Consider the following 12,420-nt stretch of genomic DNA (forward strand, 5'->3'; position numbering starts at 1 on the left):
GAATTTAACAGGCTTCTCAATTCACATATCATTTTCAGTCTTTTTTGTCAAGTCATAATACTGAACCGACGCCCTAGCTGGCGAGGGAGACAAAGAAGCTATTTTTTGCTTATCTCCTCAGTGTTTGTTTGGCAATTCCCAATTTACAAATATTAACTCTCCCTTATTAATTATGCGTATCCGAGACGAAGGTATCGGTATCCCAGAAACCGAAGTAGGGAAAATATTTGAAATGTTTTACCGATGCAAGAATACTGGAAAGATTAAAGGTAACGGTTTGGGATTAACAATTGTTAAAAAAGCTGTGGAATTGCAAGGAGGGGCGATAGCCTGCGAAAGCAAAATGGGCGTGGGTACAACCTTCACAGTCGCCCTTCCTTACGTTGCCCTTTCCTGTAAGACTCAACGAGAAACAACTTAAATCCCACTACAAAGACTAATCAAAGTGTTGCAAAATCCACTCCACCGCCGTCGCTAAACTTGCTGTAATAAAATCAGGTTTAGTATGATGCTGATACTCCCCACTCAACACACTTTCTCCGTAACCAGTCTGCACCAAAATGCCAGTACAGCCGGCATTGTGAGCCATATCAACATCAGTCGCTTTATCCCCCACCATAAAACTATTTCGCAAATCCAAATCGTATTCCCAAGCCGCCGCTACCAACATCCCTGTATTTGGTTTTCGCCAAGTCGAATACCGCGTAAATTCGGGGTTTGTTCCGCCTTCTGCTGCGCTTAAATAAGGACAGTAATAAAGAGCATCTAACCTCGCTCCGGCTTCATTTTCTAATAACTGACAAAGGCGTTTGTGCAAAGCTTCTATGTGGCTAATCGGATTATAATCCCTCGCTGGGCCCGATTGATTGGAAACCAAACAGCAAAATATTTGTTGGTCATTTAAACGGCGTACAGCTTGGGCTATTCCGGGGATTAAATGCAAATCTTCTACTTTGTGGATGTAGCCCACTTCGATATTGAGAACGCCATCTCTGTCAAGAAATACTGCTCGTTTCATTGTTGTATTGTTGCTTGAAAATTGGGTTTAGGGTGAGGATGCGGCAGTGTTCGTTGGTGTTAACTTAAGCCTAACAACCTTTGTATCTATCGTTTATATTCGAGTCTAGATCCCCCTAAATCCCCGTTAAGAAGGGGAGTAGGGGTTGACTTTGAGTGTTCCAGTCCTCCTCTTTTTCCGCTTGGGATTTTGACTACTCTTGTCCCCCCTTATTAAGGGGGGTTAGGGGGGATCGGGAAGACTGGACAAGGAAGACTATAGCCTGGCACAGCGAAAATCTAGGTACGATCGTCATTCTAAAATAGATTGTTTTTCCAGCCATTCGCGGAAACTATCATGATACAAACTATAACAAATTTCTCCTCCAATTTCTTGTTTATTTAAGAACTCGATCCAAGTGTCTAACACTTTTTCAACATCGTATTCATCCCGATCAATTATATTGGCGATCGCACTTACAGACAAACCTGTTTGGAATCGTACCAAAACATTCAGCACAGACAAGTCAACTGCCGATAAAGCATCACCTCTCATCCGCAGCCAGTGGTTTTGATAATACGCTGCTAAACCGGAAGGAAGTTCAGAGAGAAGTGAGGACTCCCCCAGATTAGCATCGGGGTGTGGATTCTCGTTAATGGCAGGTAACATCTGACTCAGATACATAAAATTGTTTTCGCTGACAGTGGCGAGTTGTTGGCAGAATTCGGGTTGAGTCAAATCCGGTGCGGTTGATAGGTATTGCTGAATGTAGTTAAGGACATCTTCCCGATTTTGGGCGGGATAATCTCTTAAATCGAGTGTTTGAGAGGGGGTTTCAATTAACAAACCGGATTTCTCTCTCAAAAACGGGCGGCGGGCGAGGATAAAATAAGTACGATCGCCCAAATATCTCGGCAGATAAAACAGATTTGAGCTGGGAGGCTGACTCGTGCGGGCGATCGCGTCTACAGAATCAATGACTATTATCAACTTTTGGCGATGACGTACCGTCTCGCAAGCTACGACTAATTTATCGCTAATTTGCTGAAGCAACAAAGACAGAAACCAACTCCCATCATCGGATTCGAGATTTTGAAGTTGAGATTTGAGCTTGACAATTTCGGATGTTTCCCCATTGGCGGCAAGGTATTTGTCAATCAGTTGAGTGCAGACTGAAGCGAGAAAATCTTCAGCTCGATTTTTGCCTTCAACTCCAGCGTTGTAATAGATACTGCGAGGATGGGCCCTGACATATTGGGCGAGGATGGAACTTTTGCCGCAGCCGGGAGTGCCGACAATTGTGAAATAACCGCGGCTGTGGGAGCTCAGAAAGTCGGAAATGGCAGAAAAAACAAATTGGCGTCCTGTAAAATTCTCGGTTTTTTCTCGCAGGAGTTGCTGAAATTCTTTTGGGTAAGCAGCGGTAGAGATGGGAGTTGAGAGAGGTGAGGAATTCATGTTAGTGCCTCCATCCCTTCTAGCCGCAGGAAATATACGCGGCCGGATTCGTCGCCTGCCACAATTGTTACTCCATCGGGGGCGATGGCGCAAGATGCGATCGGATTGTCGCTCATGAAACTAGCAATGATATTTCCAGTGGTTAAATCCCAGACTTTGAGGGTGTCTCTGGAACCAGAAATCGCCCGCTTGCCATCAGCGGTGACAGCGACTAATTTTACCCAGTCGCTGTGACCTGTGAGAGTAAACTCTTCCTTTTCAGTGGTTAAATCCCAGACTTTGAGGGTGTTATCATATGAACTAAAAATTGCCCGCTTGCCATCAGCAGTGATGGCTACTGAATTTACCGAGTAGCTGTGACCATTGAGAGTAAACAGCTCCTTTTCAGTGGTTAAATCCCAGACTTTAAGGGTGTTGTCTCTGGAACCAGAAATCGCCCGCTTGCCATCAGCAGTGACAGCAACTGCATTTATCGACTGGCTGTGACTTTTGAGAGTAAACTGTTCCTTTCCAGTGGTTAAATCCCAGACTTTGAGGGTGTTGTCTGTGGAACCAGAAATCGCCCGTTTGCCGTCGGGGGTGACAGCAACTGCATTTACCAAGTCGCTATGACCTTTGAGAGTAAACTGTTCCTTTCCAATTGTTAAATCCCAGACTTTGAGGGTGTTGTCCCACGAACCAGAAATTGCCCGCTTGCTATCAGCAGTGACGGCTACTACATATACTGAGTGGCTATGACCTTTGAGAGTAAACTGTTCCTTTCCAGTGGTTAAATCCCAGACTTTGAGGGTGTCTCTGGAACCAGAAATCACCCGCTTGCCATCAGCACTGACGCCTACTACATATACCCAGTCGCTGTGACCTTTGAGAGTAAATTTTTCCTTTCCAGTTGTTAAATCCCAGACTTTGAGGGTGTTGTCCCACGAACCAGAAATTGCCCGCTTGCTATCAGCAGTGACGGTGACTGCATTTACTGAGTCGCTGTGACCTTCGAGGGTGCGTAGTAGTCCACTCCAAGGGGGAGTAAAACACGGTGTCAAAGGACGCAACCAAGCTGCGGCATTTTCCTGCTTGGCTACCTCCAGCATTGCCTGAATTGCCGGAATATTAAAGTCAAGTAAGCGATCTAACAATTGCCCTGCCAGTTGGGTATTATCTCGCTCCAAAATATCGGCTGAAATCCACAGTACCACTTGAATCAAGTTCAGGGCTTTCGCTTTTTCTCGGTACTCAGGGTGAGTTACTACTTCTGAATTGTCAACTAAATTAAAATCATCAATAAGTGCCTGCACCCCAAACTCAGGATGCTGAATCTTTGCCATCAGAAAGTTAAAATCAGTCAGTTTTTGATAATACTTTTCTAAATAGCCTGACTTGACATAATTTGGCAGTAAGCTGCCCAGATAAGCACGTTGATAGGAAAGTGGTTTGGCAGCTAACTTGTCAGCAAATTCTCCCATCTCACGCCATCCCCTCTTCTAAATACTCAGTAATCCCTTCTAGTCGCAGGAAATATACGCGGCCCGATGCGTCGCCTGCCACAATTGTGAGTCCATCGGGTGCAATAGCACAACAGGCGATCGGGCTTTCACCCGTGAAACTCGCAATGACACTTCCACTCAACAAATCCCAGACTTTGAGGGTTTTGTCAAATGAACCAGAAATCGCTCGCTTGCCATCAGTAGTGACGGCTACTGCATTGATCAAGTAGGTGTGACCATTGAGAGTAAACAGTTCGTTTCCAGTTGTTAAATCCCAGACTTTGAGGGTGTTGTCTCTTGAACCAGAAATCACCCGCTTGTCCTCAGCAGTGACGGCTACTGCATTTACGGAGTTGCTGTGACCATTGAGAGTAAACAGTTCGTTTCCAGTTGTTAAATCCCAGACTTTGAGGGCTTTGTCATCTGAACCAGAAATTGCCCGTTTGCCATCACCAGTGACGGCTACTGCTTTTACCAAGTATCTGTGACCCTTGAGAGTAAAAAGTTCGTTTCTAGTTGTTAAATCCCAGACTTTGAGGGTGTTGTCATCTGAACCAGAAATCGCCAGCTTGCCATCACCAGTGACGGCTACTGCTGTTACCGAGCCACTATGACCCTTGAGAGCAAAAAGTTCCTTTCGAGTTGTTAAATCCCAGACCTTCAGGGTTTTGTCATATGAACAAGAAATCGCCAGCTTGCCATCATCAGTGACGGCTACTGCATTTATCGAGCCACTGTGACCCTTGAGAGTAAACAGTTCGTTTCTAGTTGTTAAATCCCAGATTTTGAGGGTGTTGTCATTTGAGCCAGAAATAGCCCATTTGCCATCAGCAGTGACAGCTACTGCATGTACCGAGTCGCTGTGACCATTGGGAATAAACTGTTCATCTCCAGTTGTTAAATCCCACACCTTGAGGGTTGTGTCTCTTGAACCAGAAATCGCCCGCTTGCCATCAGCAGTGACGGCTACTGCTGTTACCCATTCACTGTGACCATTGAGAGTAAACAGTTCGTTTCCAGTTGTTAAATCCCAGACTTTGAGGGTTTTGTCCAATGAACCAGAAATTGCCCGCTTCCCATCAGCACTGACGGCTACTGCTGTTACCGATTCACTGTGACCATTGAGAGTAAACAGTTCGTTTACCGAATCACTGTCACTAAGAGTAAACAGTTCGTTTCTAGTTGTTAAATCCCAGACTTTAAGGGTGTTGTCATCTCCGCCAGAAATCGCCCACTTCCCATCAGCACTGAAGGCTACTGCATTTACCGAGTAGGAGTGACTCCGATTGGCAGCAAACAATACATTTCCAGTTGTTAAATCCCAGACCATGAGAATGCTGCCATATGAACCAGAAATCGCCCGCTTGCCATCAGCACTGACGGCTACTGCATTTACGAAGCTTGCCGAGTTTCTCCAACCATAGATATAGAGGGTCAACTCTTCCTTTCCAGTTGTTAAATCCCAGACTTTAAGGGTGTTGTCATCTGAACTAGAAATCGCCCGCTTGCCATCAGCAGTGACGGCTAATGGGACTGAGTAGCTGTGGTCATTGAAAGTAAACTCTTCCTTTCCAGTTGTTAAATCCCAAACTTTGAGGGTTTTGTCATATGAACCAGAAATCGCCCGCTTCCCATCACTGCTGATGGCTACTACATGGACTGAGTAGCTGTGACCATTGAAAGTAAACAGTTCCTTTCCAGTTGTTAAATCCCAGACCTTGAGGGTTTTGTCATATGAACCAGAAATCGCCCGCTTCCCATCAGCACTGACGGCTACTGCATGAACCGAATCGCCATGACCTTCTAGGGTGCGTAGCAATCCTCTGCGAGAGGAAGTTAAACAGGGTGTCAAAGGACGCAACCAAGTTGCAGCTTTCCACTGTTGGGCTACCTCTAGCATTGCCTGAATTGCTGGAATGTTAAAGTGCAACAAGCGCCCTAACAATTGCCCTGCCAGTTGCGTCTTATCTCCATCCAAAATATCGGCTGACATCCACAGTACCCTTTGAATCAAGTTCAGGGCTTTCGCTGTTTCTGAGTTGTATTCTGGGTGAGTTACTGCTTCTGAATCGTCAACCAAATTGAAATCATCAATAAGTGCCTGCAACCCAAACTCAGGATGCTGAATCTTTGCCATCAGAAAGTTAAAATCAGTCAGTTTTTGATAATACTTTTCTAAATTCCCTGACTTGACATAATTTGGCAGTAAGCTCCCCAGATAAGCACGTTGATAGGAAAGTGGTTTGGCCGCTAACTTGTCAGCAAATTCTCCCATCTCACGCCATCCCCTTTTCTAAATACTCAGCAATCCGTTGATTTACTTCCCGAAAAATTCTCCGATTTGAATCCATCTCCCGTTTGGTTTTCAGAAAGTCAAGGAAACTAGCATGATAGATGGTATAGCAGATTTCTTTCTCTACATTTTGCTTTTTCAAATACTCCACCCACTCATCTTCTAAAATCTGTGCCACCTCGCATTCATCCACCTCGGCAATTCCAGCAATCATCTCGCAGGGAATCGGCGTTCCAATCTCTAGTAAAATATACAAGACATTCTCCATCAATTGCCCGGCCTTAGCTTCCATCCCCATCCGCACCCAATGATTTTGATAATAATCTTGCAGCCCATCGGGCAATTCCTGTAAATTCAGGTCATTGTAATCGCCCTTAGCAATTGCAGGCAAAACATACCGCAAATACATAAAATTGTTTTCGCTTTTGTTTGCCACTTGCTCGACAAAATTTATATCAGGGATGCGGCGGGTTTGAATCCATTTTCTGAGTCCATTTTGATACTCATAATCGCTGTTGATAACAAATCGAATATATTCTTTAATATCCTCCTGATTATCATTAACATACTTGCTATTTCTTAAATCTAACTCTTTTACCGGAACTCCCGGCGATACAGATAGCCGCTTTCTGCCGAGGTTATAGGGTCGCCTCGTCAGTAAAAAATATATGTTATTGGGCAGAGTTGTAGGTAAATGTAAAAGATTTTCTCCCGCTTCTTGTTCAACTTCATCCAGTGCATCAATTGCAATTACCAAACGATCGCCAGCCGTGAGTTTTCCCGCCACCTGTGCCAGTAAAGTTGGTAAATCGGCGTCTTCTGATTTTGGCAATTGATAGCGGTCAATTAATTGGCGGCGAATGCTCTTCAAAAACAATTCTGGTCTGTTGCGCCGTTCGACGAGAATATTGAAATAGCAGGGAGATTTATGTTCCCAGACGTATTTGGCAACGATCGAACTTTTCCCCATTCCCGCATCCCCGATAATTGTAAAATAACCGTGAGGATTGTCGGTGATAAATTGCTCAAAAGTCTCAAAAACAAATCCGCGCCCGCAAAACCTGCGAATTTTTTCTTCTATTAACGATATAAATTCTTCAGGGTAGGGGGCAACTACTGGTTGTGATGGTTGATAATACTTCTGTTTTAATTTAGTATGCAGAATCCTCGACTTACCTGCACCTTGGTGGTTATCAAGTTCTGGAAAACTGGCTGAAAACTTCCTGTAAATCTCTCCCATCCGCTGTTTTACAGTAGGTTCTGATATGCTTAATGTTAATGAAAGCTCGGTCTGATTTAGGGGTACTCTTTCACGAGAGAAGAGTGCTAATAATGTTTCTGTTTGTTCCATAGATAATTCATGTCTCCCAGATTCGCCTGTAAGGAATTCTTGCCAATCCATCTAGGTTAACCCCCAATATAACTTTATTACAACTTACGCGTCATGCACTTAAATCATCCTGAGCCTTGCCAAGGATCTCTTAGACGGCTGGAATGCTTCCCAGTCCTGATTCTTGCGAAGGATAGGGACTCTGCATGACAGTAGTTTAATTATACCTTGACTATACTTTGATTATACCGACCTCTAATAGACCTAAGTTTATACCTCTGGTCAACTTCACTCAATTAAAGTGATGCGATGATTTGATCAGAACACAGACAAGCAGTTATTGATAAACAAGAGAGGTCAGTCAAATGAATTTTAAATTATTCGGAAACTCGCACGGTGACGAAGATTTTAGCGAAATCGATGAAATAGGCAAAATAGGTATAAAACTTATTGGCAAAATTGCCGATGAGCTAAGTTATACCCGCACGTCTGCCGGTCGAAACTGTCTGTTAATTGTCAAATATTTTCAGCCCGGTATAGTATCACCCGAACCTAGCACTCAAGCGGATTTTTTTAAGCGTGCAATCGACGTTTTACATAGCTTTAACTGGCTTCAAGAGCAACGAACTCCCCAATCCGATCGAAGTTATAACCAGCCTCTTCACAAGATAAAGCTTCAAGTAAGTAGCGATCTCAAGGCTGTTACTCAAGTTTTATGGTGGGTTGAGCAGTTTTTTTTAGAGCTTCTACCCATTCCCGAAACAGTTTTGCAGCTTTGTAAACTTGCTGCGATCGAGGGTTTTGCCCATGCGGTTCGCCACGCCCACACAAATCGGTCAGTAGAAAATCCGAAAATCGAGCTGGCGATCGCAGTATTTAACGAACGCCTAGAGATCGAAATATGGGATTGGGGAAAGCCTTTTGACCTCAAGACTAAGCTGAAAGAAGAATTGCCAGAAAAAAATCTGTTTAGTTGGAACGACTTGGGCTTTACTCTTCACTAAAGCTGTTCGGAAATGGCCAGCTTTAAATTTACAAGAAAAAGAAACTTTTTTGTGATGATTACTGATACTACTCCCAAGATTCTCGTTGTGGATGATGACGCTTCCATCCGCACTCTAGTTCATCGCTTTTTAAATCAGAAATATCAAGTAGATTCGGCAGCAGATGGCGAGACGGCTTTAGAATTGTTTGAGAAATTAAAGCCACTGCTAGTCGTTCTCGATTGGAATTTACCAGATACTACAGGTTATCACCTCTGCCAGGAAATGCAGCGCCGTACTAATGTTTTTGTGATCATGCTAAGCAGTCGCACAGACGAAGCTGATAAACTTAAAGTCCTGTCTGCAGGTGCTGATGACTATATCTGTAAACCCTTTGGTTTGGCAGAGTTGGCAATTCGTATAGAAGTTGTGTTGAGACGGATGAGGCCTGTCACTCCATCACGTATTGTATTCGATCAATTTGCGATCGATTCAGGGCGCCGGGAAGCAACACTCAACGATCGCATTGTCAAGTTAACAACCTTGGAATTTAAGATCTTGTATTTTTTGGCAAGTCATTCCGGTCAATCTTGGAGTCGCCAACAGCTAATCGAAAAAATCTGGGGGTGGAACTGCAATGACACAGGAGAAGAGAACGTTGTTAGCGTACATATCGGCCAGATTCGCAAGAAAATGATTCAAGTTGATGCTAATGCGTCGCAGTTTATTAAAACAATTCGGGGTTACGGTTACAGGTTCGATCCGCCCTCGCGCACTACAATGGCAATTTCCTAAGCTCAGCACTTTCGATATTGTATAATTGAATTAAATCGATAGCCCATGAGGTACTAAAATGCCTTCTCCATTTCCAGGGATGAACCCTTATTTAGAAAATCCCGAATTTTGGCCCGAAGTACACCACCGTTTGATCGTTGCAATCGCCGATGACATAGAGCAAAATCTCAGTCAGCAATATCGAGTGGCGATCGAAAAACGCACTTATATGAGCGGTGGGGAAGACTCTGTTGATATAGCGATTCCCGATGTATCTGTAGTCGCTGCAAGGACAACAACCCAGACACAATCAGCAGTGATGACTTTACCGCCCCGCACCGAATTTGTAACAGTAACTCTGCCAATTTCTGAAGAATGCAGGGAAGGTTATTTAGAAATTACAGAGGTAACAACTGGCAGGGTGGTGACAGTCATTGAAATTTTGTCTCCCGCTAACAAACGTGCCGGTGAAGGAAGAACTGCTTACCTTAACAAGCGGCAGAAAGTTTTAGGAACTCTCACGCATTTGGTAGAGATAGATTTGCTCAGAAGCGGAAAATATCTGCCGTTTACCAGCGAAATTCCGCAGACAGATTACCGAATCTCGATCGCCAAATCAAATCAGCGGCCGCAAGCGCAATTATATGCTTTTAATCTTAGAGATGAAATTCCCGTGTTTAGCATTCCTTTGCAGTCAGGAGATGCAGAACCGGAGTTGAATTTACAGAGTTTGTTAATGGGGGTTTACGATCGCGCCCGATTTGATTTAACATTAAACTACGATCGGGAACCTGTACCCCGTTTCAAGGAAGAAGATAGAGTTTGGGCTGATGAATTGCTGCGAGAAATAGGCAGGCGGTAAATTACAGCGCTTTTAGGGTGAGTAATATCATGTCTGGGCAATTACCCTAATAAAGAATGTTTGTAGTGAGAACCTTAGTCCTTTTTGGGCTGGGAACCAGCTCAAAAAGAGAGGACTAAAGTCCTTACTACGAACCTTGGTTTTTAGCCGCCCCAAACCTTCTTCAAAACATCTTGAGGAGAGATGTCCGCCATTTTGCCAGTAGGAGATTTAATGCCCAAAAATCGATCGCTCTTTGGCAACAATTTCGCCGGTTCAGTCGGGCCAAACAAAGCTATTGTATAAGTTTGAACCGCCACAGCTAAGTGCATGGGCGCACTGTCAGTACATATCATCAAATTAGCAGCAGCAATAGTGGCAGCCAACTTGCCGACATCATCCGGCGAGATAACTTTTACTTTTGGACATAACTCGACTAACTTTGTCACGAACTCTGCATCTTCGGGGCCTTTCACAACAACAACTGGCAAATTCGGCTGCCGCTGCTGACAATCTTCAATTATTTGCTTCCAGTTGTCTGTAGGGTAAATTTTGTCAATACCTTTAGACACAGCTAATTGACTGGAACCGCCGTGAATTAGAATGTAGCCGCTTTCTTTTACCCCCAACCGCTGCTGTTCGGCTTCCGCCCACTGAATGTCCTGTTTTGGTACATTAATTGCGATCGCCGGACAAGGATTTGTAATGTTAAATCCTTGCAGCAAATCGTGGTACATTGAAGCCGCGTACTGTTCAGTTTTCAGCGGTACCGCAGCGGTGAGAAATCGAGCGCCATTGGTTCCCGAATAGCCAACTCTCTGCGGAATGCCGGTCAGCCACAGCAGCAGCCCTACAGTCCACCGCTGGCCTAGGGAAATAACTGCTTCGTATTCGCGATCGCGAATTACGCCCAGTAAATTGCCCAAATCTGCCATAGCGTTGCGGTCTTTGAAATTGTACGTCAAGACTTCTTTGACCGACTTGCAGACTCGGTAAGCACCCTTTGCCCTCGGTTCCACGATGACATCAATTTGCGCGTCGGGATAAGACTGCTTGAGGTCATCAAGAGTGGGGAAAAATAAAATTTGGTCGCCAATCCCGCCAGGGACAAGTGCTAGTATTCGCATCATAAACGATCGGGCTATTATTGATCGAGGTAGCTCTCAGAGATCGGCTCTCAACTATCAGCTTATAGTATTTCTAGACCTTAAAAGCTACTGGCTGACAGCTAAACAACTGACTCAAAAGTACAGGACGCTCTTATTATATATATCTAGTTGGGTTAAAAACGGTTAGTAAATGCACTTATTAATTCCTGCAGCGGGTTCGGGGCGACGGATGGGGAGTCAGCGGAACAAACTGCTGCTGACTTTGCTCTCTAAACCTTTGCTGAGTTGGACTTTGGCTGCGGCTGAAGCTTCGCAGCACATTAGCTGGATTGGCATCATGGGCCAGCCAGACGATTTTCCTGATTTTAAAGCAATTCTGAGCGATTTATCTTTGGTTAAGCCCGTGGAACTGATTCAAGGAGGCGCCACCAGGCAAGAGTCAGTTTACAACGGTTTGCAAGCTTTGCCGCCCAATGCCGATCGAGTGTTGATTCACGACGGCGCGAGGTGTTTGGCAACTGCTGAATTGTTCGATCGATCTGCAGAGGCCCTCTTGACCTGTCCGGGCTTGATTGTCGCCATCCCGGTCAAGGATACGATTAAGGTCGTAGATGAGCGTCGGATCGTGCGAGACACCCCTGACAGAAGCAATTTGTGGGCGGCCCAGACTCCCCAAGGATTTGAAGTGAAATTGTTAAAGCAGTGTCACGAAGAAGGGCGACAAAAAGGTTGGGAAGTTACAGACGATGCGGCTTTGTTTGAAAAATGCGGTTTACCAGTGCAAATTGTGGAGGGAGAAGAGACGAATTTGAAAGTCACAACTCCCGTTGATTTAGCACTAGCGGAATTTATTTTGCGACAGAGAACAGATCCGAGTAAATAGAATGTGTTGAGTATTTTTAAGAACGGGCTCTCCGGCCCGTTCCACAATCAAAAATTTGTTAGTTGTGGAACAGGCATCTTGCCTGTTCAATGTTCAATAATCTGTTAGTTGTGGAACAGGCATCTTGCCTGTTCAATGTTCAATAATCTGTTAGTTGTGGAACAGGCATCTTGCCTGTTCAATGTTCAATAATCTGTTAGTTGTGGAACAGGCATCTTGCCTGTTCAATGTTCAATAATCTGTTAGTTGTGGAACAGGCATCTTGCCTGTT

Annotated in this window: 11 protein-coding genes; 5 read left to right on the plus strand and 6 right to left on the minus strand. The window is 44.5% G+C overall.

Annotated elements, in window-relative coordinates:
- Positions 1 to 172: 172 nt before the first annotated feature.
- A complete protein-coding gene (locus QUB11_RS29840; protein WP_333206577.1) occupies positions 173 to 421 on the plus strand; it encodes a sensor histidine kinase in 249 nt (82 codons plus the stop codon).
- Positions 422 to 436: 15 nt separating this feature from the next.
- On the opposite strand, the gene QUB11_RS29845 is transcribed toward QUB11_RS29840, so the two are convergent.
- From QUB11_RS29845 to QUB11_RS29865, 5 genes are all read right to left on the minus strand, one after another.
- A complete protein-coding gene (locus QUB11_RS29845; RefSeq protein ID WP_333206578.1) occupies positions 437 to 1,018 on the minus strand; it encodes an HAD family hydrolase in 582 nt (193 codons plus the stop codon).
- A 291-nt stretch (positions 1,019 to 1,309) separates the two neighbouring features.
- On the minus strand, positions 1,310 to 2,455 hold the full coding sequence (locus QUB11_RS29850; RefSeq protein WP_333206579.1) for an AAA family ATPase: 1,146 nt from the start codon (positions 2,453 to 2,455) through the stop codon (positions 1,310 to 1,312).
- A complete protein-coding gene (locus QUB11_RS29855) occupies positions 2,452 to 3,915 on the minus strand; it encodes a WD40 repeat domain-containing protein (RefSeq protein WP_333206580.1) in 1,464 nt (487 codons plus the stop codon). Before QUB11_RS29855 ends, QUB11_RS29850 begins: the two co-directional genes overlap by 4 nt.
- A 1-nt stretch (position 3,916) precedes the next feature.
- On the minus strand, positions 3,917 to 6,211 hold the full coding sequence (locus tag QUB11_RS29860; protein WP_333206581.1) for a WD40 repeat domain-containing protein: 2,295 nt from the start codon (positions 6,209 to 6,211) through the stop codon (positions 3,917 to 3,919).
- 1 nt (position 6,212) lies between these two features.
- Positions 6,213 to 7,631: an ATP-binding protein gene (locus QUB11_RS29865; protein WP_333206582.1), complete on the minus strand. Its 1,419-nt coding sequence runs from the start codon at positions 7,629 to 7,631 to the stop codon at positions 6,213 to 6,215.
- Positions 7,632 to 7,924: 293 nt separating this feature from the next.
- Here QUB11_RS29865 and QUB11_RS29870 point away from each other — a divergent pair, with 293 nt between their 5' ends.
- The 3 genes from QUB11_RS29870 to QUB11_RS29880 are packed head-to-tail and all read left to right on the plus strand — an operon-like array spanning position 7,925 to position 10,178.
- Complete coding sequence (locus QUB11_RS29870) at positions 7,925 to 8,563, plus strand: ATP-binding protein (RefSeq protein ID WP_333206583.1); 639 nt, start codon at positions 7,925 to 7,927, stop codon at positions 8,561 to 8,563.
- A 54-nt stretch (positions 8,564 to 8,617) separates the two neighbouring features.
- Positions 8,618 to 9,337, plus strand: coding sequence for a response regulator transcription factor (locus tag QUB11_RS29875; RefSeq protein ID WP_333206584.1), 720 nt, complete (start codon positions 8,618 to 8,620; stop codon positions 9,335 to 9,337).
- 58 nt (positions 9,338 to 9,395) lie between these two features.
- Positions 9,396 to 10,178 carry a DUF4058 family protein gene (locus tag QUB11_RS29880; protein WP_333206585.1) on the plus strand — a complete coding sequence of 261 codons (783 nt, stop codon included), beginning with the start codon at positions 9,396 to 9,398 and terminating at the stop codon, positions 10,176 to 10,178.
- A 143-nt stretch (positions 10,179 to 10,321) separates the two neighbouring features.
- Here the strand turns inward: QUB11_RS29880 and QUB11_RS29885 are convergent, their stop codons facing one another.
- Entirely contained in the window at positions 10,322 to 11,284 is a 963-nt protein-coding gene (locus QUB11_RS29885) for a glycosyltransferase family 9 protein (RefSeq protein WP_333206600.1), read from the minus strand.
- A gap of 172 nt (positions 11,285 to 11,456) precedes the next feature.
- Here QUB11_RS29885 and ispD point away from each other — a divergent pair, with 172 nt between their 5' ends.
- Positions 11,457 to 12,149, plus strand: a complete 693-nt coding sequence (ispD, locus tag QUB11_RS29890) for a 2-C-methyl-D-erythritol 4-phosphate cytidylyltransferase (protein WP_333206586.1) — start codon at positions 11,457 to 11,459, stop codon at positions 12,147 to 12,149.
- Positions 12,150 to 12,420 lie beyond the last annotated feature (271 nt).

This window comes from Microcoleus sp. B6-A1, from assembly GCF_036705085.1.
Lineage (GTDB): Bacteria > Cyanobacteriota > Cyanobacteriia > Cyanobacteriales > Microcoleaceae > Microcoleus.